Raw genomic sequence first — 20,948 nt, 5'->3', positions numbered from 1 at the left:
TAAATTCTGGTGGCCGGGGCCAGAATCGAACTGGCGACACGCGGATTTTCAATCCGCTGCTCTACCGACTGAGCTACCCGGCCTTCCTTACTACTACTTGCAAACTTCGGTTTAATGTTTGCAAGCCGCGCATTATAGCAACTAAATAATGAACTGACAAAAAATATTTTCAATTTATGCATATTTATTTTTAATGCGGAAGTTTGTCTGATTTTAATCTGAAAGTTTGTATAGAGTTGTGGTGTTATCTCGGTTGCTCTCATGTAAAATCTTTCTCCATGAATTTAAACACAAATTTACCAAATATCGGGTTGCCAAATCTCCAGTCATTAGATCAGTCATTCAAGGCTGCGCTAGTTGATAAAATAAATCATAAGACCAAGCCATTGGGTGCTTTAGGGCAGTTAGAAGCGATTGCATTACAGCTTGGGTTGATTCAGCAAACGTTGGCGCCGCAATTGTCTAACCCAACTTTGTTGGTGTTTGCGGGTGATCATGGGATAGTGAACTCAGGTGTTAGCCCTTATCCACAAGCGGTGACTGCGCAGATGGTGCTTAATTTTTTGCAGGGTGGTGCTGCGATTAACGTATTTGCGCGGCAGAACAATATGCAGTTGCGGGTGATTGATGCTGGCGTTAATTATGATTTTGATGCAAGCACTGATTTAATTCACGCCAAAGTGGGGGCTGGTACTGCTAATTTCTTGCAGGCGCCTGCAATGACTGCTGCACAATGTCAGCAGGCACTTGCGACAGGCACTTCTTTGGCAAGGCAGGAGGCACTGGCTGGATGCAATGTATTCGGTTTTGGCGAGATGGGCATTGGTAATACATCATCGGCTAGTTGTTTAATGAGTGTGTTGTGTGGAATCCCTATTGATGAGTGTGTAGGCCGCGGAACTGGGTTGGACGATGCTGGCTTAGCGCAAAAGCTGTCTGTTCTTAGGCAGGCTATCGATTTTCATCATATGCGAGGTGAAAGCGTACTGGACGTACTTGCAACGTTTGGCGGTTATGAAATTGCGATGATGGCAGGGGCGATGTTAGGTGCGGCTGAGCAACACTCGGTGCTATTGATTGATGGCTTTATTGCAACATCGGCATTGTTAGTGGCTTCTCAATTGCAACCTAATATTTTGCAATATTGTGTATTTACGCATTGTTCTGGCGAGGCTGGGCATCGTCGTTTGTTGGCGCATCTTGAAGCAACCCCTTTGCTGGATATTGGTTTGCGTCTAGGAGAGGGAACAGGCGCGGCCTTGGCCTACCCATTGGTGCAGGCTGCGGTTAATTTTATCAATGAAATGGCCTCGTTTGAAAGTGCTGGTGTGAGCACTAAAGATACTCCGTGATTAAGGTCGCCCAGTGATGAGGACACTCCATGTTTAATTTCTTGCGTAACGAGCGACGCTATATGTTGTTAGCGGTTGGCTTTTTTACGCGTATCCCAGTCCCTGTGTTTAGCGACTTTCATCCTGATGATTTGAATCGGTCGGCTAAATATTTCCCGTTAGTGGGGATTTTTGTCGGCATGATTGGTGCGGGTGCTTTTGTATTAGCTAGCAAAGTGTTGCCACATAGCATTGCTGTGTTGATTAGTATGGCGATGACGATTTATATCACTGGTGGGTTTCATGAGGATGGGCTGGCAGATAGCGCGGATGGATTAGGTGGCGGTTGGGATAAAGAGCGAATCGTGGCGATTATGCAAGACTCGCGTCTTGGTACTTACGGTGCGATTGCTCTGTTTTTTATGTTGTTTGCAAAGTACCAAGTGCTCAATGCCTTGCCTGCCTACTTTTTACCATTTATTTTAGTGGTGGGGCACTCGCTTAGCCGTTTGTGCGCATTGTTTGTGATGGCGGATTTAAATTATGTAAAAGACGATGGTAAAGCTAAGCCGCTTGCTACTAAAGTACAGGCTAGAGATTTGCTCGTTGCGGTGTTGTTTGGCACGCTGCCTATTCCGTTACTTTATTTTAACTTTTCTCCTGTGATGCTGAATGTGAATGACTGGCTGTGGTTGGCGGCATGTTGTTTAACGCCAGTTGTACTTGCTTGGATTTGGTGGCGCAATAAAATCAAACTTTGGCTTGGCGGCTATACGGGTGATTGTTTAGGTGCAATGCAACAAATGACCGAGTTAGCATTTTATTTGGGCTTGCTCGTTTGGGTTCAGCAAATATGAATCTGCATCTGATTCGGCATACATCCCTTAATATTCCATCAGGGGTTTGTTATGGGCAGAGTGATGTGGATGTTTCTGCCAATTTTGAGGCAGAGTGCAGCGCCTTACTATCAAAGTTGGATGGTATTCAGTTTGATGCGGTATTTGCAAGCCCATTGCAACGCTGTACTAAGTTAGCACGCGCGCTTAACTTAGGTGAGATGCAGGTTGATGACCGACTAAAAGAGTTGCATTTTGGTGATTGGGAAATGCAGCCTTGGGATAGCATACCGCGCGAAGTATTTGATACTTGGGCGCATGACTATGCACATTTGTCACCACCTAATGGTGAAAGTTTTACCCAGTTATACAACCGAACTAAAACATTCACAGAGGAAGTGAGTGATCGCTTACGTGGAAAAAATGTCGCGGTGGTCACGCATGGCGGTGTGATTCGTGCGATGTTGGCTGATGCACTGAATATGCCGTTAAAGGGTTTGTTTAGATTGGTGATTGATCATGCAAGTGTCACGCAGATCACATTGAGTGATCCTGTCCCTAGAATCCACTTTGTTAACCGCTAAGTGTTAACCGCTAAGTGTTAGCCGTATAAGTGTTAGCTGTAATAGATATACAACGTCAGAATCTTTAAGCCACTAAAGTAATTTTAGCGCGCCTTCTAATAGCTGCCAGCCACTGTCATGGGGTAAGCCAAACCTGAGAGCGGGCTGTTCTTTAAATAATCTGACCCAAATACCTTTCGCTGCTAATCTTTCTTGTAGAACTTGGGCTTGCGCTGTCATCACGTATTGAAATAAGGCTGTACCCGCAGTTGGCTTTAAGCCGTATTGACTGAGTAGCGTTTCTAAACGTTTACTACTGCTTTTTAAAGTGATGCGTGTGTTTTCTTGCCATGTTTTATCTTGCAATGCTTGTTTAGCAATGAATCTGCTTGGCCCTGTTAATGTCCACGGCCCCAGTGATTCCTGTAGCTTTTTTAGTTGCTCGTCTGCGGCGAGCATAAACCCAACTCGCGCGCCAGCTAGCCCAAAAAACTTGCCAAGTGATCGCAATACAAACAAGCCGTCTAAATGCGAGTGCAGTGCGATGCTGTGTTCTGGCGTTGCATCCATGAAGGCCTCATCCACCACTAACCATCCGCCACGGTTGGCAAGCTTTGCATGTAAACTAAGTAGCGCTTGAGCGGAGAATTGTTTGCCTGTGGGGTTGTTTGGATTGCAAAGCAACACCACGTCGGCCTTGTTTAGGATATGTTCGTCATTTAAGTCATTAAAACTTAGTACTTGATGCCCGTAGCGTTGCCATGCATAGGCATGTTCTTGATACATGGGCTTGAGCATGGCAATCGTGCCTAAAGACCTAAGCGTAGGCAGTGCTTGCAAAGCCGCTTGAGAGCCGCTGGTGGGCAGCAAAGATTGGCAGCCGTAATAATTGGCGGCGATGTTAACCAAGCCATCTTCGTCATTGGGTAGTTGATGCCATTGGTGAGGTGGAATATCTGCAATTGGATAGTGGTTGGGATTAATGCCTGTCGATAGATCCAGCCAGTTTTCTAATGGTATTCCATACCGCGTTACCGCAGCGCTTAAATTGCCGCCATGTTCAAGCATGGCCGACCAATCTAATGAATATGCTAACGACTAGCATCACTAACAGCCAGAGGTACACGCCATGCCTGACCAGTTTAAGCGCACGTTCTATGTCTCCTGCAATAGGTGGCTCGCCTGCACCCAGAATCGGGCGCTCATGCCACTCACCTTGGTAACGTGCTGCGCCACCAAGCTGCACGCCTAGCGCACCAGCCCCAGCTGACATCACTGGCCCTGCATTGGGGCTATCCCAGAGTGGTGCCTGCGTTTTCCAGCAGTTTAATGCTAGTTTCGTATTGCCAAGTATTGCATAAGTAAGCGCACTGAGGCGCGCAGGAATATAGTCTAGGACATCATCCAGCCTTGCCGCTGCCCAGCCAAAATAGTAAAAGCGCGGTGTTTTATAACCCCACATGGCATCCATCGTATTGGCCAAGCGGAACAATAATGCACCTGTGCCCCCTGCAATAAAAAACCAGAATAATGCGCCAAATACACCATCATTACCATTTTCAAGCACAGATTCTACTGTAGCTGGCACAGGCTCTATTGCCGCTGAATCGCGGCTTACCATATACGATGCTGCGATTTTGGCCGAGGCTTCGTCATGGTTGCTAAGTGCACGCGTTACTGCACGGGCATGGTCGTGCAAGCTTTTGTGACCAATGGCAAAATACAGCAGCAGTGTATCTGCCACAATGCTGAAAACGGGAATATGGCATAGCCAATAGGCTAGTAAAATAAACGGTGTAAGCAGCAAAGCCAATGCAAACATGCCTACCCAACGTTGTTTAGCATTATTTGTTTTGTTTGCAATGTTAAGCCAGGCTTCTAGTTTGTTAGCCAGCCAGCCGAACCCAACCAAAGGGTGGAAACGGCGCGGCTCGCCTATAATAAAATCAAGCAGCACTGCTGCCATAGCGATGCACGGTATTATGAGATAATCTGGGTATGAAAACATTAATGGTTCAAGGCACAACGTCCGATGCGGGCAAAAGCACCCTTGTTGCGGCATTGTGCCGTGTATTGTATCGCAGAGGCATGCGTGTTGCGCCATTTAAACCACAAAATATGGCGTTAAATTCAGCGGTAACAATAGATGGTGGTGAAATTGGACGCGCACAAGCGGTGCAGGCGCAAGCTTGTGGGTTGGCGCCGCATACCGATTTTAACCCCGTGTTACTCAAACCTAATTCAGATACGGGTTGCCAAGTAATTATTCACGGCAAAGTAGTCTGTAATCTGGAGGCGGTAGGTTATCATGCTTATAAACCGACAGCCATGCGAGCAGTTTTAGCGTCATACCAACGGTTACAAAGCCAATATGATTGCGTGATTGTAGAAGGGGCAGGGAGCCCAGCTGAGATTAACTTGCGTGATCGCGATATTGCCAATATGGGCTTTGCTGAGGCGGTAGACTGCCCAGTGATTTTAATCGCAGATATTGACCGAGGCGGTGTATTTGCACACATTGTAGGTACCATGGCCTTGCTTTCTGAAAGCGAGCGAGCACGTGTAGTTGGCTTTGTGATTAACCGCTTTCGTGGAGATATCACATTATTGCAACCTGGGCTCGATTGGCTAACTCAAGAAACTGGTAAACCCGTATTGGGCGTGTTGCCGTATTTGCATGGTTTGCATATTGAGGCAGAGGATTCTGTGCCCAAGTCTCAGCCCTCTGAGCATCAGCAAGCAAGCGATAACGTTGTTGGCGAGGCTAGTGTACGTGGTGCCCGAATAAAAATCATTGTTCCTGTTTTACCTCATATCAGTAATCACACCGACTTTGATGCACTGCGTTTGCATCCTCAGGTGGATTTTCAGTTTGTTAAAATTAACGAAGATATCCCACCTGCTGATCTGATGATATTGCCCGGCAGTAAGAACGTACGCGGTGATCTTGAGTATTTGCAGGCTAATGGGTGGGAGCAAGCGCTCACTCGCCATTTACGATACGGCGGAAAAGTCTTAGGTGTTTGTGGCGGTTTTCAGATGCTTGGCCAACATATCCATGACCCTTATGCAATAGAAGGGGATGCTGGCTCTAGCCGTGGGTTTGGTTGGTTAGAGATGGAAACAAGCTTGGAGAAAATCAAGCAACTGAAACAAATATCAGGTCATTTAGCTTTTGCAGATGCAAAAGCAACTGGTTATGAAATTCATATGGGGGTGACGACTGGCCCAGCACTGAAGTCGCCAGCACTCTATCTTGAAGGTCGCCCAGAAGGTGCTATTTCGCAAGATAATCAAATTGCTGGCACTTATTTGCACGGCTTGTTTGACCACGAAGAAGCATGCGCGGCTTGGTTGGCATGGGCAGGCTTGCAGACGGAGCAGCACTTTGATTATGAGCAGCTTAAAAACGACGAGCTGAATCGGTTAGCTGACTGTGTAGAGCAGCATTTAGATTGGCAAGTACTAGGCGCCTATATTTAGTATTTGTTTAGCGCTAACGCTCGATGGTTCGCGCTTTCAGTTATGTGGCGACGCATATTGCGCTCTTCGCTTTTATAGGCTGTAGGTTGGGCAGAGCGGTAGCGAAGCCCAGCATTCAAGGTGCCGTTTATTGTTGGGCTTCATTGCATTCAGCCCAACCTACCGAGCTTTTTCTCTCTGCGAAATGTGACAATTCCTTGGGCAACTAGACCCCAACCGAAAGATGCTACAAAGCCACTAGAAGTCATGGCGTCACTAAAAGATAAGAAAGAGTCATTTTGGAGTTGAAAATATAAATTCGTCATTCCTGAGAAGATGATAGCTAGGCCAATTAGTATGGAGTGGAACCAACGGTCTGGTTTTAATATGAGCGCCTATAACCCACCGAACCCGATAGGAATGGCGATGTAGAAAAAGATTGCACTAATTGTACTCATATACTCCTAACGTTTGAGTTCAGGCCGCGGCCCGTCAGGGCCGTCGCGCCTGCAACGAATGGTTAGGTCTCGCCCCAGATTATTAAGCTCTCGCCATTACAGCGAACATTCAGTAGAGCCTGAGCTGCCGACAACATCTCAATTTCCAAGCAGCTCCAGATGTTACCCCTCTCTTTAGGAAGCACCAGCATGCAAGGACCTCCCGGCTCACCAAGCTCCACAATTCTCCGCTTGGTTTCATTGTTGGGGTTGCCGAAGGTCATGTATGCCGCAGCTTGCTCTAGCTGCTCCTGCCAAGGCTTCTCCCTGCGCAGGTCCAAGTGAACACCACCAGCCTTGTTTGCGACGAAAGTGATGATTTGCTCTGCGGAGAATGAGTTCCCCTCAAAATATATGCGCTTAGACCCCAAATACTTTCCTGGGGGAAAGAACTCAACAGGCGTATCCACTGGTATTGGGGGATTACCAGTGTAAGGCGCCCTAGATGCGTACATAGATCTGATAGGCAATCCATTTAGGTTGACGCCCCCAGCAAGGAAGAAGTTTACCTCCGGAGCATTTGGCAAAGCATCGAATACTGCACTCGTTCCGTACGCGACTAATTCGAACTTTACGGACAGTTCATGCGCCAACTTGTTAAGAGCCCCTTCGACCAGCCATTTTCTAACAATGGCAGAAGCTACTGAACGCACGTGGCGTGGTGGTAAAGGCCCCTTCGTGTATAGAAGCTCATGCAGCGTTGCCAAGTCTTCTTCGAGGTGCTTTTGGAGTGTGCTCAATCAGTTCACCGAGAGACCTAACGAAGCTGTATAAAAAGTATCATATAAGCATCTTGCCTGTATAACGCGCATGGGTCAATATGACACATCTAAATTGCGATGTGAGCGACCATGGCACATTACAAACACATAGACACCAGTCTTGTAGGGTGGGCATGTATGCCCACGCGGAATAAATTTTTGATTCATTATGTGGGCAACAAGTTGCCACCCTACTTATCTCTAGCTAACATTCAAGGTGTTGTTTATTGTTGGGCTTATTACTCAAACTTAACAGGAGATAAACCACTATTTTTTGCTCTTATAACAACAGTGTTTGCTAATTTGTCGTGCCAACTTTGCTTTTTGCTGTCAAATGCTATCCAAATAAAGCCAAGACCAAGTGGAAGCAGTGATATAAAATATGCGAGATAACGACCTATTGACTGACCAACTGATAAAGTTAGCCCTGTTTTTGCATCTACTACTTTTAGAGAAGCAGCCATTTTTCCTGGCGTTGCTAGTTTTTTTAACCAGAACAAGACGGTTGCAATTGCTGGAAGTACCCAGCTTAATAGAAAGTCCATTGGACCAGCAAAAATGCCAGTTTGCGAACTGTCAAAATAAGCCCAGCCATAAATGGAAAGGAGTATTGGAAAAGTGATAAGCATTAACAATATAGTATCGATAATGGTTGCGCCCGTTCTAATCCAAAATCCGGCATACTCGTAATCATGTTCTTCCATTTTTATTTTCCTGTTTTTCATTTAAGCTTGTTCAGATTGGATTAAACGCTATATTTTTCATCATGGCAAGCGCACCTTAGCCTCTTTCAGGGTGGCTTGTGAGTAAACGTTTTATTTATAATACTTTAATGGTTTGCCCCAAGCACTCAACTACTTGGCCTGGGCGTATTTTTGCTGTTCTGCGTGTCTCGATATTGCCATCTACTTGTACGATCCCATCGCTGACCATAAGCTTGCCTTGGCCGCCACTATTGGCGATGCCTGCAAGTTTTAATAGGTTACAAAGTTCGATAAACTCACCTTGTAGTTCGAATGTTGTTGTTTCCATATTGACCCTTTAAATAGTTACCCTTTAAGAGTAAGAGGTAGTCCTGCTGCAATAAAGCTGACTTTATTAACGCACTGAGCAACTGCTTGGTTGAGGCGACCTTGTTCGTCTTGAAATTGTCGGTTAATTTCACCTAATGGCACAATGCCCATGCCCACCTCGTTGCTTACTAGCAAGATTGTACCTTCAAGCTTGGGTAAGATTTCTAACAAACTGCTACGCTCATGTTGCCAGTCTAAGTTCTCTGGTCGTTCACAGTCTGGGCAAATACATTGCGCCAGCCATAGTGTGAGGCAATCTACAATAACGCAGGTGCCAGCTTTAGCGTGTGTTTGTAATGCTTCTGCTAAATTAAAAGATTGCTCTAGTGTTGCCCAATGGGCAGGCCGACGTGTTTTGTGGTGTTCAACACGCTCCCCAAATTCAGCATCGTACACTTGTGCTGTTGCAATGTAAGTGACGGGTAAGCCAGATGCTGAGGCTAATTGCTCTGCAAATGCGCTTTTTCCTGAGCGTGCGCCGCCTAAAATAAGATGTGTAGACATGTTAGTTTCCAAGTTTGGAATGTGTTTGAGCGGATGCCCATTGCTGAATAATCGACTGAACCTGTTTGAGGCCATAGGTAATGAGCGATGGGCCTGGTTGTAAAATGTCGGCAGATTTAATTTCAAATATAAAGCCATTTTTTACGGCAGGGATGGTATTCCATCCATCTCTGTTAATTACCTGCTCAGGCTGAAATTTCTTGCCGCACCATGAGCCGATGATGATGTCGGGTTGACGTTCGATGACTTGGCTCGCTTGTATAGTTCTATCTTTTGCACTGTGAAATTGCGATAGTTCTGGAAAGCAGTCTTTGCCGCCAGCCATTTCAATCAGCTCTGAAGCCCATTTTATACTGCAAATGATGGGTTCGTTCCATTCTTCAAAATATACAATGGGTTTTGCGGATAACTGTGATGCCGTGTCTCGTGCTTGCTGAATTGTGAACTCAAGCGATTCAATCAGCTTGGCAGCTTTATCAGACGCGCCTACTAAGCTACCAACGGTAGCCACCATGCTAAGCATTTGTGCAATAGACCGCTGGTTAAAGATGTGCACTTCTACCCCTGCGCGAATCAATGATGCTGCAATATCTGCTTGCAGATTTGAGAATCCAATCACTAAATCAGGGTTGAGCGCTAATATTTTATCAATCTTAGCGCTGGTAAACGCAGCGATTTTTGGTTTTTCCTTACGCGCAATCGCTGGGCGGGTGGTAAAGCCGGAAATGCCAACAATGCGATCTTGTTCACCTAATAAATACAGCACTTCTGTAGGTTCGGTCGTGAGGCACACAATGCGTTGTGGATACCTCATTTTGTATTCTTCCAATGATTTTCCATCACCATTTCTGATAGTGGTTTCGCTTGTTTCCAGCCCGTTTCTATCAGCATTGGCTCTTTGTAGAAGGTATTTACATGGCCTAAGCACAATACGGCAATTGGTTTTGCATCAGCAGGTATTTGTAGTAGTGAGCCTAATTTAATAGGGTCGAAAATTGAAACCCAGCCCATGCCCAAGCCTTCAGCACGAGCGGCAAGCCACATGTTCTGTATTGCGCAACTTACTGATGCAATGTCCATCTCGGGAATGGTTCTACGCCCAAAAATTTGACCTTCGCGGTTGTCACATAGGGTGGCGACTAATAGCTCACCACACTCTAAGACTCCCTCAACTTTTAAGCGTAAAAACTCAGCCATGCGTGTGGTGTTTTCATACTCGCCAATGGCATGAGCGGTTTTAATGCGCTCTTCATCCACTAGCTGATGTATCGCTTTGCGTGTGTTGATATCGGTGATGCGTATAAAGCGCCAAGGTTGCATTAGGCCGACACTGGGGGCCTGATGAGCCGCTTGTAAAACGCTAGTTAATATCTCTGGCGCAACTGGCGTGGGCAGAAAGTGCCGCATATCGCGGCGTTCTGCAATCACGCGATAAACCGCAGCAACTTCTTCGTCTGAATAACGGTGGTTTTCCATTATAAAAATAATTCCGCAGCAGTTGTAGGGTTGGATGCAAAATAGAAATGTAGGAAACTAGCGCGGATTGAACCATGTTGGTAAATGTTTTCAACTTTACCAAAACGTGTTTTGGCAGTTGCAATAGGCGGTAGTTCTGTATTAAAGCTACCGTAATGAAAAGTGTGTGCGCCAAGCTCTCCATTAAATAACTCGGCCTTTAATGAGCCCAGCCCTTGTAACTGGTCTTCTATCTTGCTCACCCCTGGTAGTAGGTCAAAGCAAGGCTCATTGTTTAAGCATGTGGACAGAGTCATCATACCGCCGCATTCTGCGAGTATTGGTTTGTTTGCATCAAATGCTGTTTTCAGCGCATTTTTCATTGCGATGTTTGTGCTGATTTCTTGTAAGTGAAGCTCTGGATAGCCTCCAGGAAGCCAGTAGGCATCTGCTTCAGGCAGTGATTTATCATGGAGTGGTGAGAAAAACTCAAGCTTTGCCCCCATCTCTATTAAGCAGTCTACATTAGCTTGGTAAATAAAACAGAACGCTTCATCTTTAGCAATAGCGATTGTTTTTCCATCTAGGAGTTTAGGTGGTGTCAGTGTCGTTGGTGTATTAAAAGTGACAGCTGGCGGTAGTGGCAAATCTTGCTTCAATGCATTGGCAGCTTCTTCAATTTTTTGCTCTAAATCGCTCATCTCACTTGCGCGAAATAAGCCAAGATGTCGTTCAGGCAAGCTTAGTGCTTCGTTCTTTTGTAGTGCGCCAAACCAATTGAGATGGCTAGGTAATGAGTCGTGTAGCAACTTGCCATGGCCAACACTCCCAACCTTATTTGCTAATACACCAGCTGGTATTAAGTTTGGGTAATGCGATAGAAGTCCTTTGGCGACAGCACCAAAAGTTTGCGCCATGCCGCTAGCATCTACTGTTAGCAATACTGGTAAGTTGAAGCGTACTGCAATGTCTGCGCTTGATGGTGTGCCATCATACAAGCCCATCACGCCCTCAACAATAATCAAATCAGCATGTTGTGCTGCACGATACAGTTGCGCCTCGCCATCACTTTCACCACACATGGTGAAGTCCAAGTTGTAAACGGGGCGGCCAGTAGCCACTTCTAAAATCATGGGGTCCAGAAAGTCTGGGCCACACTTAAATGCTTGAACGCGTAGTCCTTGGTTGCGCCATGCACGTGCAAGCGCGGCAGTAATAAAGGTTTTTCCTTGCCCAGATGCTGGGGCAGAAATAAGTATGGCTTTGCAAGTTGTCATAGCAGTTCTTTAAAGGTCAATCCCTGGCTGGGCTTTAATACCAGCACGCCATGCATGTTTGACATCCATAATTTCGCTCACGGTATCGGCCATTTCGGTGAGCGCTGCTGGCGCACCTCGCCCTGTTACCACTACATGTTGCATGGCTGGTCGTCCAGCAATGTCAGCCAATATTTGTGTGAGATCAAGATAACCATATTTTATGGTGTAGGTGAGTTCGTCTAGAATCACCAGTTTAATGTCGGGGTCGCGCAACATGCGTTGTGCAATTGCCCATCCTGCTTGTGCAGTTTGTGTATCGCGTTCTCGGTCTTGTGTGTTCCAAGTGAAACCTTCACCCAACACATGCCACTCTACGTTGGCTTGACTGCGAAAAAAGGCTTCTTCACCAGTATCACTGCGCCCCTTGATAAACTGAGCCACGCCAACTTTCATTCCGTAGCCTAATGCGCGTGCCATCATGCCAAATGCAGATGAGCTTTTGCCTTTACCGTTGCCTGTGAGTACTAATAACAAGCCTTTTTCTTGGTTTGCTTGTTCAATCGCAGCATCAATCACTGCTTTTTTACGCACCATACGTGTTGTATGGCGCGTGTTTTTATCATCAGATGACATCTAAATTAGGCTTTTGCGCGATTCACACCGCTCGCCAATACAAATGCAATATGTACAACCGCTGCCACTGCTAACCAGAAGCCAATGTTTTCAAATTGGTGTGGTGCATATTTAGCTAAGCGAGCACCAAATTCAGTGATGGTTGGGTCAGGGTAGCGGCCACCAAAGAAGTAAAAGCCACCGCTAGAGAATAGCTCGCTGATTGCTCCAGCAACAGTGATGCTACCGATAAGTGGCAAAATAGCTTTAATGCTAAAGCTATAATGTTTCGCAAACCAACGACCAGCAAGCCACATCACACCGTAAGCTGGTAATAAAAAGCCATAAGCGGGTGTTACGCAGAAGTTGCTAACGCCCTGAAATGTAATTGAATAAAAATCTAAGCCAGCACACAGGGCTAATAAAGCTGCAAATGCTAAAACTGGGCTTAGATATAAACCAGCAAGAAAGAATACGGCGTAAGAGGCGCTAGGCAGGCTATTAATGGAAGCAAAGTGATGACCGCGTGTCACAATAACAAGCGTAGCAAGTGCAACACCTATGATAATTTGTTGTGTTTTAGAAAGTGTTAGCATGATAGGTGCAGCCTCCGGTTGAGTCATTTTAAAAATATGGTTAAATAGAACACGATTTTAGCGTAAATGCGTTTTTCTTGGGCGAGTTTTCACTCGCCCAAGGTTAGTTGCAACGACTACTGCATGGTATAGCGCAAACCTACAAACAAGTTACTTCCAGCGGTGTTGTAGTCTGGGTTGTTTGGACGCTGGGTAGTTTTAGTGGTGCTGAGCACATAATTTTTATCCAGAATATTGTTCGCTCGTATTTCAAGTTTCCACTCTGGTGAGATGCGATAATTTGCTGTTAAATTTACTAGAGTATAACCACTCATAGATATTTGATTGGCTGCATCGTTGTAACGTGTAGATGCCCCTGTTAGTTCAGCTCCCCATTGGAAATCACTAAAGCTATGCAATACAGTCAAAGAGCCATAACGGTTACCTCTACGTGTGAGCAATTGATTACTGCTATCATCTCTAGGTGATTGTGTTGTGAAGTTTCCGCTTAATGAAAGATTGTCAGTTATATTAACGCTTGCATCAACGGTTGCTCCTTGTATCTCAACTTTATCAACGTTTATGGGGCAGAAGTTGTTAAGAGTGCAGCCTGCTGTTGCAGGACCCGCATTCGCAATTAAATTACGAATTTTATTTTCAAATATAGTTAAACCAGCATTCCATTGCCCACCTGAATATCTAAGGCCGGCTTCAGTATTGTCTGACTTTTCTGGTGTTAAGGTAGGTTCACCAAATCCTGGGCGGTAAAGTTGGTTTAGCGATGGTGCCTTAAACGCTTTTCCGTAACTGGTTGTGATACGCCAGTTAGGAGTTATACGATAGCCGTAGCCTAATCCGCCAGTAGTATAATTACCAAATTGAGTGTTGTGATCCTCACGCAAAGAGGCTTGGACCGAATGGTTGTAGCGATCTAATAGATAGCTTGCTAAAAAGCTATCATTGCTACGTTCTTTCTGAAACTTTAGTCTTGGCCCAGAGTTACTATTTGCATCTTGTTTTAGGTGGTCATAAACGAGAGTTAGTGTCCCTAACGGCAGTTTAAAATCATTTTGCCAAGATAGCTGTTTTTGTTCGCTACGAAATGTGCTTGCGCCTGTCAAGTTAAGATTAATGTTAAGATTACCTGATACTATGTTTCTAGTATCAGGTAATGCATGGCTATCAGAATCATCTATACCCATCCCTAATTTGAATGTGCTATGCCAGATATCAGTAAACTGATTTTTGCTGGTAAAAGCATAGCTTTGCAGAGTTTGGTTACCATAGTTGTTATAACCACTATCGAAGTGACTTCGACCTTTGCTCCCAAAATACTGTAGTCCAAGAGAGTGCCCTTCTTTTAAGTCAAGCTCTACAAAACCAGAAGTGCTTAAATTGTGATAGCCGTCATTGTCATCATCCTCACCTATACGAATGCGTTTGGCAGAAAAGCTGTCAGTATCCATGCTGCTGATATTCAAGCCGTATTTAAGTGCATTAAATCCGCCATTAATACCAAACTCGGCTGTTTTAGTATTATAAGAACCCATTCCTACAGCAGCATTGATTAATGGCTTTTCAGATAGATTTTTACGTGTAAATATTTGAATCACGCCGCCAATAGCATCTGCCCCATAAAGGCTAGAAGCTGGTCCGCGTAGAATTTCTATTCTATCAATTAGAGCTAATGGAATATTTTGATATGCAGTGGTACCGGATGTGGCAGAGTTGATGCGTAAGCCGTCCACCAATAACACAACATGCTGGTCGTTTGTGCCGCGCAAATAAATACTGCTCTCTGTGCCAGCGCCGCCGTTTGTGTTGATCTGCACACCTGGCTGCATGCGCAATAAGTCAGTCACAGAACCTGCACCCATACGCTCAATTTCTTGGCGGTCAATCACGGTGACGTCGCCAATGACATTTTCACGGGCTTGAGATGTTCTAGATGCGGTCACAACAACTTCGTCTAAGTTGATGTTTTCTGTAGCAGATATAGAGTGATGAAATGCAAGGCTGATCAGCCCTGCGATGACTTTCTTATTCATTCGATTTCCTTTTGTGACATGCGACCCCGCATGCAACTGTGAAAAAGGAAGTACTGTGGAGTTTAAGCATCGAAACGAAAGGCAACTGCATCAAGGTGATTGGCCTATGCAGTACGTTCTGATAAACCGTCACCCCGCGGTATTCCCAACTAATTGTTGCGAGGCCGGTCTCCGGGCTTGTGAGTGCTATGTTTTACACCTTCCCAAACTGTGCTACTAAATAGCGCTGTTCAGTGGTTTATTGCAAAACAATATGATTAAAAATCATGCTCACTTACCGTTGCGGGGGCAGCATAGGCATTGTTTGCTTTAATTAATTAAAGCGTCAACGCACCTATTTCCCAGTTTCACCTCGTTTGTTTAATCACAAACTTGGCACCTATCAACAGCGACAATTATAGCGCCTAAAAATTCCATAAAGTTAATTATGGATAATAAATTTTTTCTTAATGTGTTGTAATACTTTTAAAAATCACTGTTAACTATTGACTACAATCATTTTTTTCAATTATAGTGAGTGTATGGACGCAGACTTAACCGCACTGGAACAAAAACTGTTGCAATTGATTGCACGCTATAACGAGTTGCGTGATGAAAATGCGCGTCTACGCCTTGATCTCGGTGCGATGGAATCTGACACAGCATTGCTAAAAGCAAATATGGCAAAAGCTAGTGAGCGCATCGAAGCATTAATGCAAACCCTGCCTTGAGTTTCAATAAATGATGATTGTTGAGTAAAAGCTAATGAGTGAAATTAAAGGCGTTGATGTCAATATCATGGGACGTGACTTTACCGTATCGTGTACGGATGAGGAGCGTCCAGGGTTACTTAATGCGGTTAATTATTTAGATAAGAAAATGCGTGATATCCGAGATAGCGGTAAGGTCATTGGAGTAGAGCGTATTGCTATTATGACCGCACTTAACTTATCGTATGAGTTGCTCAATAGTAAAAGCGGCGAAGTGAATATAGGTGATATCAAACGTAGAATCTTAATGATGCAAGATCAAATCGATCAAGCTTGTGACAAGTAACAATATATAAAAATAATATATTTAAATTGGTAATAGAATTTTTTTGTAAGTAGAGTAGAATCAATTCAATCGTTTTATCGTTAAGTATAAAACGTCAGGTTATACAGTTTGTTCTCTGCGGCGTGGTTTAGGCTAATAATTCCTTGAACTAGTTTATAGCATCGGTTTTAGTCATTCGAGTTGTTGTGTGCGCGCCCTAATGGGTGCTCTTAGAGCACTTGTGGCGGGTGTACCTAATGCACTCTAGGCTGTTACCACTTGAGCCTTTTTGGTTCAGGATGCTGGCTTAGGCTATGTCCGTGGAGAACTCCCATCATCCTTATGGGTGAATGTAGTCTGGCCGCACTTCATTCCATATTATCTTAATGCGTGATATTTCAAATCCGCTAGGCTAACAATCTCCAAGCATTTTTCGTGACAAGCCTCTAGAATCACCGGTGGTGCAAATCCAGCCTCTGATGCTTCCAGCCAGCGGCTTGCACATAAACACCAGCGGTCCCCAGCTGTTAGGCCCACAAAGCCATATTCAGGGCGTGGAGTGCTTAAGTCATTCCCCCTGGATACTGAAAATGCTAAGAACTCTTCAGTCATTTGTGCACATACGGTGTGGCTACCAAGGTCGTCAATGCCCGTTTCGCAGCAGCCTGAGCGTGTGAAGCCTGTGATTGGATCCAAGCTACAAGTTTGTAATGCGGTACCAATTACGTTTTTTTGTTGTGGTTTTGTCATCATAAGATTTATTAAATTGGATTGGATATAGATTATCATAGTCAATCATTTTTAACAGGAAAACGTAATGCGATATTGGTTAATGAAGTCCGAGCCATCTGATGTTTCAATTGACGATCTAGCTGGCTTCGAGAATCAAACCGTAGATTGGTACGGTGTGCGCAATTATCAGGCGCGTAATTTTATGCGCGACCAGATGCAGGTAGGGGATGGTGTTTTGTTTTATCACTCAAATTGTGATGAGCCAGGTATCGCTGGGATTGCGGAAGTTGCCACACAGGCTTACCCTGATCGCTTGCAGTTTATAGAAGGCCATAAGTACTTTGATCCCAAAGCCACACCAGAGACCCCACGTTGGTTTAATGTGGATGTGAAGTTGGTGCGTAAGACGCGCTTGTTAAGTTTGAAAGAAATGCGAGATATACCAGAGTTAGAAAATTTGCGTATTTTACAGCGTGGTAATCGTTTATCAATTACACCTGTAGACCCAAGAGACTGGGCTTTTATTATCGATAAGCTTAAATAAAAAAGCTCCTATCGTAATAGGAGCTTTTCTGGAGTAATATTTTTTTTACGTCACTAAGCTAGTTAGCAACGTAATTGCCATCTTTATTTTTTATCGAGGCTACCCATTGATTTTGGATAAGTCACGATGCCCCAAGGCATATCTTTTACCTCAATCTGTTTAGTCACTTCCAGCTTCTCCGCATCAATCACGAAAACGGCATCCGATTTACCGCAAGCTAACAAGATTTGTTTATCGTCGGGTGTAAAAGTAAAGTGCCAGCAACGATTGCCAGTTGGAATATCTTTTAATTTTTCGTAAGTTTTTGCGTCAAAGACTTGTAATGCTTTTTGTTTGTTGGTGGCGACAAAAATACGTTCTCCTTTTGTATCGTATGCAATCCCGTAAGGAGTCTCGCCTGTATCAACAGTCCGCACAAAATTAAAGTCTTTATCTAGTACCATGAATTTGTTGCCGTACTCTAATGTTGCGAGGTAAGTGTTACCATCAGGTGATACTTTGATACCGCGTGGGCGGTCACCGTGCTCATGCGTGTGAATGGTTTTAACCAAGCTACCATCTTCAATGTTATGCACAGTAACCGTGTTGTCAGCTTCATTGGTGATCACAAGATTTTTTCCGTCAGCTGAAAACTCAATCCCTTCAGTTTCTGGGCCACCAACGATATCGCGGATTTTTTTGCCTTGCGCTAGATCTACGACCGCAATTCTTGCAGGTTCTGCGTCCTCGTCGTCATCCTCTTCCTCAGCTGGTTTCTCACCTGGTTTTGGTGGTGGGCCACCCACTGCACTGGGTTCGGATGAAATGAATGCATAGTTGCCGCTGATGCGAACAAACTCAGGATTTTTACCCACGGCAATTTGTTGTAAAACTTCACCTGTGGCCGTATCAATCACTGAAATGCTTTCATTTTCTCGTGTTGCTACAATCAGTTTTTTCCCATCATCAGTCACACCGAGGCCGCGTGGAGATACCGCTTTCACATCAAATTCTTTAATCACTTGCATGGTGGCAAGGTCAATCACACTCACACCTGCGTCTTGACGTGTTACATAGGCAACGCTACTAGCAGGAGATTTTTCCTCTGTAATGGCTTGTGTTTCGGTTGCTGGTTCTTTGCTACAACCATTAATTCCTGCGATTAGCGATACTAGAACCAAACTAATGCGCGTTTTGCTAAATGTAGGTGTAAATTTCATACGCTCTCTCCAAATTGATTTCTGACAATGACATGTGGGTCTTTTTATTAAGTAAGACCTTAATTGTATAAAGCAAGCAAGAACTATACTAATAAGTATAATCAATTAAAAACAAAAGGTTAAATGCTGAGAAGTAACGAATTGGTTATTATCAGCCAACAGTTCTGGCTGATAATAACCAATTTTCCTTGCTATGGTATTGATAGCGTAATTAGCCTAAAAACAATTTGTAAGCAGGGTTTTGCGTTTCATCCCAGTACGGATAGCCTAGATTATTTAGGAAATCAGAAAACTCAGATAGTTCATTTGGCGGTACCTGCATTCCGACTAATACACGACCAAAATCTGCTCCATGGTTGCGGTAATGAAACAGACTAATGTTCCAATCGTGCCCCATGGTGTCTAAAAACTTCATGAGTGCGCCAGGTTTTTCAGGAAACTCGAATCTGAACACAACTTCGTTTTCTGCTTGAGGGGCATGGCCACCAACTAAGTGACGTAAGTGTAACTTAGCTACTTCATTTTCTGACAAATCAAGCGCGGGAAGGCCTTTTGCTTCTAAGTCTTTTACTAGTTGCGCTGATTCTGTCGGATCGTTTACTGCCACACCAACAAAAATGTGTGCTTCTTTCTGGTCAGAGTAGCGATAGTTAAACTCTGTAATATTGCGGTTACCAAGTAAATGACAAAAAGCTTTAAATGCACCTGGCTTTTCAGGAATGGTCACAGCTAGTACTGCCTCACGTTTTTCACCCAGTTCAGCACGCTCAGCAATAAAGCGTAGGCGGTCAAAGTTCATATTGGCACCAGAAGCAATGCCAATGAGTGTTTTACCTTCCAGTTTTTCTCGTGCGGCATAGGCTTTGAGTCCGGCCGTAGCTAGCGCACCAGCTGGCTCTAAAATGCTGCGTGTATCTTCAAACACATCTTTAATAGCTGCGCAAATAGCGTCGTTATCAACCACAATCATTTCATCAACATATTGTTGGCAAAGCGCAAATGTATGTTCACCCACTTGTTTGACTGCTGCGCCGTCAGCAAATAAGCCGACTTGATCCAGCATGACGCGGTGACCTTTATGTAAGGATTCGGTCATCGCTTCCGCATCACGCGCTTCCACGCCGATGATCTTAATCTCTGGACGAACCGCTTTGACATAGGCTGCAATACCAGCTAATAAACCTCCTCCACCCACACAGCAAAAAATTGCTTCGATTGGTTCTGGGTGAGCATCTAAAATCTCCATCGCAATCGTGCCCTGACCAGCAATCACATCAGGGTCATCATAAGGGTGCACGAATGTCAGGTTTTCAGACTTTTCTAACTCTAGTGCGTGTACATAGGCATCTGAATAGCTGTCACCAAACAACACTACTTCAGCGCCGCGGCTTTTTACAGCATTAATCTTAATGAGTGGCGTAGTTGTAGGCATCACAATTACAGCGCGGCAACCTAGCTTTTGCGCTGATAGTGCTACCCCTTGTGCATGGTTTCCTGCACTGGCAGCAATCACGCCAGAGTCTAGTGCTGTTTTTGGCAGATTTGCCATTTTGTTGTAGGCGCCACGAAGCTTAAAGGAAAACACCGGCTGCATATCCTCACGTTTGAGTAGTACGCGGTTGTGAATACGTGCAGATAAGTTTGGCTGAAAGTCCAATGGCGTGTTTTTAGCCACGTCGTAAACGCGAGAGTTTCTGATTTTTTCTAGATAGTTAGTAGGCATGCGTTATTTTGTATTAGTAAGTAGCGGTGTATAGTTATGGTTTGATTGACATTATAAAGAATTTATAAGGAATTAAGTAAATGGCGTTTACACAAGACGAATTAAAGCAGCAAGTAGCAAAAGCGGCAGTGGAGTATGTAAAAAGTGGCATCATTGGTGTAGGTACCGGCTCAACAGCTAACTTTTTTATTGAAGAGTTGGCAAAAGTGAAACATAAAATTGACGGTGCGGTAGCGAGCTCTGAAGCAACTGCACAACGCTTACGCGGCCATGGTATTGAAGTATTTGACTTGAACTCTGTAGATGATTTAGAGATTTATGTAGACGGTGCTGATGAGATTACAGAACACATGCATATGCTAAAAGGTGGTGGTGGCGCTTTAACTCGTGAGAAGATTGTTGCTGCTGTTGCGAAAAAGTTTATTTGTATCTGTGATGCGACTAAATATGTACCAGTGTTAGGTAAATTCCCATTGCCTGTAGAAGTGTTGCCAATGGCAAAAAGCCACGTTGCACGCGAGTTAGTGAAACTAGGTGGTCAGCCGCAATTACGCGACTTTACAACTGACAACGGCAACTTAATTCTTGATGTACATGGCTTAACGATTACTGATCCGGTTGCGATGGAAGCGAAGATCAATCAAATCGTGGGTGTGGTGACTAACGGTCTATTTGCTGCTCGCCCAGCTAATGTATTGTTGCTTGCAACTGCTGAAGGTGTAAAAACCTATCAGAAATAAAGCGTTAATCATTGAATTGT

At 44.5% G+C, this 20,948-nt stretch carries 23 protein-coding genes, 1 tRNA gene and 1 riboswitch; of the genes, 8 read left to right on the top strand and 16 right to left on the bottom strand.

The window, feature by feature from the left end; translation table 11 throughout:
• Positions 1-7 precede the first annotated feature (7 nt).
• A tRNA-Phe gene (locus tag A391_RS0113205) sits at positions 8-83 on the bottom strand.
• 195 nt (positions 84-278) lie between these two features.
• Here A391_RS0113205 and cobT point away from each other — a divergent pair.
• Genes cobT through cobC form a run of 3 tightly spaced genes read left to right on the top strand, consistent with a single transcriptional unit; the run spans position 279 to position 2,751 of the window.
• Positions 279-1,352 (top strand): nicotinate-nucleotide--dimethylbenzimidazole phosphoribosyltransferase, encoded by a 1,074-nt coding sequence (cobT, locus tag A391_RS0113200; protein ID WP_019899861.1) that lies wholly within the window; start codon positions 279-281, stop codon positions 1,350-1,352.
• 29 nt (positions 1,353-1,381) lie between these two features.
• Positions 1,382-2,188 (top strand): adenosylcobinamide-GDP ribazoletransferase, encoded by an 807-nt coding sequence (locus tag A391_RS0113195; RefSeq protein WP_019899860.1) that lies wholly within the window; start codon positions 1,382-1,384, stop codon positions 2,186-2,188.
• A complete protein-coding gene (cobC, locus tag A391_RS0113190; RefSeq protein ID WP_019899859.1) occupies positions 2,185-2,751 on the top strand; it encodes an alpha-ribazole phosphatase in 567 nt (188 codons plus the stop codon). Before A391_RS0113195 ends, cobC begins: the two co-directional genes overlap by 4 nt.
• A gap of 72 nt (positions 2,752-2,823) precedes the next feature.
• Here the strand turns inward: cobC and cobD are convergent, their stop codons facing one another.
• The gene (cobD, locus tag A391_RS0113185) at positions 2,824-3,798 is read right to left on the bottom strand and encodes a threonine-phosphate decarboxylase CobD (protein ID WP_019899858.1); all 975 of its coding nucleotides are present in this window, start codon (positions 3,796-3,798) and stop codon (positions 2,824-2,826) included.
• Complete coding sequence (cbiB, locus tag A391_RS0113180; protein WP_019899857.1) at positions 3,791-4,696, bottom strand: adenosylcobinamide-phosphate synthase CbiB; 906 nt, start codon at positions 4,694-4,696, stop codon at positions 3,791-3,793. Before cbiB ends, cobD begins: the two co-directional genes overlap by 8 nt.
• A gap of 32 nt (positions 4,697-4,728) precedes the next feature.
• Here cbiB and A391_RS0113175 point away from each other — a divergent pair, with 32 nt between their 5' ends.
• Positions 4,729-6,213 carry a cobyric acid synthase gene (locus A391_RS0113175; RefSeq protein ID WP_019899856.1) on the top strand — a complete coding sequence of 495 codons (1,485 nt, stop codon included), beginning with the start codon at positions 4,729-4,731 and terminating at the stop codon, positions 6,211-6,213.
• A 499-nt stretch (positions 6,214-6,712) separates the two neighbouring features.
• Here A391_RS0113175 and A391_RS14385 read toward each other — a convergent pair whose 3' ends face one another.
• From A391_RS14385 to A391_RS0113125, 10 genes are all read right to left on the bottom strand, one after another.
• Positions 6,713-7,144, bottom strand: a complete 432-nt coding sequence (locus A391_RS14385; RefSeq protein WP_157261365.1) for a hypothetical protein — start codon at positions 7,142-7,144, stop codon at positions 6,713-6,715.
• Positions 7,145-7,689: 545 nt separating this feature from the next.
• Entirely contained in the window at positions 7,690-8,154 is a 465-nt protein-coding gene (locus tag A391_RS0113165; RefSeq protein WP_019899854.1) for an RDD family protein, read from the bottom strand.
• A 115-nt stretch (positions 8,155-8,269) separates the two neighbouring features.
• A complete protein-coding gene (locus tag A391_RS0113160; protein WP_019899853.1) occupies positions 8,270-8,482 on the bottom strand; it encodes an RNA-binding S4 domain-containing protein in 213 nt (70 codons plus the stop codon).
• A gap of 17 nt (positions 8,483-8,499) precedes the next feature.
• Complete coding sequence (gene cobU / locus A391_RS0113155) at positions 8,500-9,027, bottom strand: bifunctional adenosylcobinamide kinase/adenosylcobinamide-phosphate guanylyltransferase (RefSeq protein ID WP_019899852.1); 528 nt, start codon at positions 9,025-9,027, stop codon at positions 8,500-8,502.
• Position 9,028: 1 nt separating this feature from the next.
• Complete coding sequence (locus tag A391_RS0113150) at positions 9,029-9,841, bottom strand: cobalamin-binding protein (protein ID WP_019899851.1); 813 nt, start codon at positions 9,839-9,841, stop codon at positions 9,029-9,031.
• Complete coding sequence (bluB, locus tag A391_RS0113145) at positions 9,838-10,503, bottom strand: 5,6-dimethylbenzimidazole synthase (RefSeq protein WP_019899850.1); 666 nt, start codon at positions 10,501-10,503, stop codon at positions 9,838-9,840. Before bluB ends, A391_RS0113150 begins: the two co-directional genes overlap by 4 nt.
• A complete protein-coding gene (locus A391_RS0113140; RefSeq protein ID WP_019899849.1) occupies positions 10,503-11,759 on the bottom strand; it encodes a cobyrinate a,c-diamide synthase in 1,257 nt (418 codons plus the stop codon). The genes bluB and A391_RS0113140 overlap by 1 nt, the downstream gene beginning before the upstream one ends.
• Before the next feature lie 9 nt (positions 11,760-11,768).
• Complete coding sequence (cobO, locus tag A391_RS0113135; RefSeq protein WP_019899848.1) at positions 11,769-12,374, bottom strand: cob(I)yrinic acid a,c-diamide adenosyltransferase; 606 nt, start codon at positions 12,372-12,374, stop codon at positions 11,769-11,771.
• A 5-nt stretch (positions 12,375-12,379) separates the two neighbouring features.
• Positions 12,380-12,976, bottom strand: a complete 597-nt coding sequence (locus A391_RS0113130; RefSeq protein WP_232416179.1) for a hypothetical protein — start codon at positions 12,974-12,976, stop codon at positions 12,380-12,382.
• 89 nt (positions 12,977-13,065) lie between these two features.
• Complete coding sequence (locus A391_RS0113125) at positions 13,066-14,976, bottom strand: TonB-dependent receptor domain-containing protein (protein ID WP_019899847.1); 1,911 nt, start codon at positions 14,974-14,976, stop codon at positions 13,066-13,068.
• A gap of 145 nt (positions 14,977-15,121) precedes the next feature.
• Positions 15,122-15,374: riboswitch (cobalamin riboswitch) on the bottom strand.
• 123 nt (positions 15,375-15,497) lie between these two features.
• On the opposite strand from A391_RS0113125, the gene A391_RS0113120 reads away from it, so the two are divergent.
• Complete coding sequence (locus tag A391_RS0113120) at positions 15,498-15,686, top strand: hypothetical protein (protein WP_019899846.1); 189 nt, start codon at positions 15,498-15,500, stop codon at positions 15,684-15,686.
• Positions 15,687-15,720: 34 nt separating this feature from the next.
• Positions 15,721-16,011: a cell division protein ZapA gene (locus A391_RS0113115; protein WP_019899845.1), complete on the top strand. Its 291-nt coding sequence runs from the start codon at positions 15,721-15,723 to the stop codon at positions 16,009-16,011.
• Positions 16,012-16,368: 357 nt separating this feature from the next.
• Here A391_RS0113115 and A391_RS0113110 read toward each other — a convergent pair whose 3' ends face one another.
• Positions 16,369-16,740 carry a DUF2237 family protein gene (locus A391_RS0113110; RefSeq protein WP_019899844.1) on the bottom strand — a complete coding sequence of 124 codons (372 nt, stop codon included), beginning with the start codon at positions 16,738-16,740 and terminating at the stop codon, positions 16,369-16,371.
• A 67-nt stretch (positions 16,741-16,807) separates the two neighbouring features.
• Between A391_RS0113110 and A391_RS0113105 the strand changes: the two genes are divergently transcribed.
• The gene (locus tag A391_RS0113105) at positions 16,808-17,266 is read left to right on the top strand and encodes an EVE domain-containing protein (protein WP_019899843.1); all 459 of its coding nucleotides are present in this window, start codon (positions 16,808-16,810) and stop codon (positions 17,264-17,266) included.
• A gap of 83 nt (positions 17,267-17,349) precedes the next feature.
• Here A391_RS0113105 and A391_RS0113100 read toward each other — a convergent pair whose 3' ends face one another.
• Both A391_RS0113100 and ilvA read right to left on the bottom strand, forming a co-directional pair.
• The gene (locus A391_RS0113100; protein ID WP_019899842.1) at positions 17,350-18,465 is read right to left on the bottom strand and encodes a beta-propeller fold lactonase family protein; all 1,116 of its coding nucleotides are present in this window, start codon (positions 18,463-18,465) and stop codon (positions 17,350-17,352) included.
• Positions 18,466-18,676: 211 nt separating this feature from the next.
• Positions 18,677-20,188 (bottom strand): threonine ammonia-lyase, biosynthetic, encoded by a 1,512-nt coding sequence (gene ilvA / locus A391_RS0113095; protein ID WP_019899841.1) that lies wholly within the window; start codon positions 20,186-20,188, stop codon positions 18,677-18,679.
• 80 nt (positions 20,189-20,268) lie between these two features.
• Between ilvA and rpiA the strand changes: the two genes are divergently transcribed.
• A complete protein-coding gene (gene rpiA / locus A391_RS0113090; RefSeq protein WP_019899840.1) occupies positions 20,269-20,928 on the top strand; it encodes a ribose-5-phosphate isomerase RpiA in 660 nt (219 codons plus the stop codon).
• The last annotated feature ends 20 nt before the right edge of the window (positions 20,929-20,948 follow it).

Origin of the sequence: Methylotenera mobilis 13, assembly GCF_000384255.1 — a bacterium.
In the GTDB taxonomy this organism is placed as follows: Bacteria; Pseudomonadota; Gammaproteobacteria; order Burkholderiales; family Methylophilaceae; genus Methylotenera; species Methylotenera mobilis_B.
This window is presented reverse-complemented; position numbering and strand designations above follow the sequence as displayed.

Bases quoted from the DNA above. Each gene is read 5' to 3' on its own strand.
- cobT (WP_019899861.1), top strand. From the start codon at position 279: ATGAATTTAAACACAAATTTACCAAATATCGGGTTGCCAAATCTCCAG.
- A391_RS0113195 (WP_019899860.1), top strand. From the start codon at position 1,382: ATGTTTAATTTCTTGCGTAACGAGCGACGCTATATGTTGTTAGCGGTT.
- cobC (WP_019899859.1), top strand. From the start codon at position 2,185: ATGAATCTGCATCTGATTCGGCATACATCCCTTAATATTCCATCAGGG.
- cobD (WP_019899858.1), bottom strand. From the start codon at position 3,798: ATGCTTGAACATGGCGGCAATTTAAGCGCTGCGGTAACGCGGTATGGA.
- cbiB (WP_019899857.1), bottom strand. From the start codon at position 4,696: ATGGCAGCAGTGCTGCTTGATTTTATTATAGGCGAGCCGCGCCGTTTC.
- A391_RS0113175 (WP_019899856.1), top strand. From the start codon at position 4,729: ATGAAAACATTAATGGTTCAAGGCACAACGTCCGATGCGGGCAAAAGC.
- A391_RS14385 (WP_157261365.1), bottom strand. From the start codon at position 7,144: ATGTACGCATCTAGGGCGCCTTACACTGGTAATCCCCCAATACCAGTG.
- A391_RS0113165 (WP_019899854.1), bottom strand. From the start codon at position 8,154: ATGGAAGAACATGATTACGAGTATGCCGGATTTTGGATTAGAACGGGC.
- A391_RS0113160 (WP_019899853.1), bottom strand. From the start codon at position 8,482: ATGGAAACAACAACATTCGAACTACAAGGTGAGTTTATCGAACTTTGT.
- cobU (WP_019899852.1), bottom strand. From the start codon at position 9,027: ATGTCTACACATCTTATTTTAGGCGGCGCACGCTCAGGAAAAAGCGCA.
- A391_RS0113150 (WP_019899851.1), bottom strand. From the start codon at position 9,841: ATGAGGTATCCACAACGCATTGTGTGCCTCACGACCGAACCTACAGAA.
- bluB (WP_019899850.1), bottom strand. From the start codon at position 10,503: ATGGAAAACCACCGTTATTCAGACGAAGAAGTTGCTGCGGTTTATCGC.
- A391_RS0113140 (WP_019899849.1), bottom strand. From the start codon at position 11,759: ATGACAACTTGCAAAGCCATACTTATTTCTGCCCCAGCATCTGGGCAA.
- cobO (WP_019899848.1), bottom strand. From the start codon at position 12,374: ATGTCATCTGATGATAAAAACACGCGCCATACAACACGTATGGTGCGT.
- A391_RS0113130 (WP_232416179.1), bottom strand. From the start codon at position 12,976: ATGACTCAACCGGAGGCTGCACCTATCATGCTAACACTTTCTAAAACA.
- A391_RS0113125 (WP_019899847.1), bottom strand. From the start codon at position 14,976: ATGAATAAGAAAGTCATCGCAGGGCTGATCAGCCTTGCATTTCATCAC.
- A391_RS0113120 (WP_019899846.1), top strand. From the start codon at position 15,498: ATGGACGCAGACTTAACCGCACTGGAACAAAAACTGTTGCAATTGATT.
- A391_RS0113115 (WP_019899845.1), top strand. From the start codon at position 15,721: ATGAGTGAAATTAAAGGCGTTGATGTCAATATCATGGGACGTGACTTT.
- A391_RS0113110 (WP_019899844.1), bottom strand. From the start codon at position 16,740: ATGACAAAACCACAACAAAAAAACGTAATTGGTACCGCATTACAAACT.
- A391_RS0113105 (WP_019899843.1), top strand. From the start codon at position 16,808: ATGCGATATTGGTTAATGAAGTCCGAGCCATCTGATGTTTCAATTGAC.
- A391_RS0113100 (WP_019899842.1), bottom strand. From the start codon at position 18,465: ATGAAATTTACACCTACATTTAGCAAAACGCGCATTAGTTTGGTTCTA.
- ilvA (WP_019899841.1), bottom strand. From the start codon at position 20,188: ATGCCTACTAACTATCTAGAAAAAATCAGAAACTCTCGCGTTTACGAC.
- rpiA (WP_019899840.1), top strand. From the start codon at position 20,269: ATGGCGTTTACACAAGACGAATTAAAGCAGCAAGTAGCAAAAGCGGCA.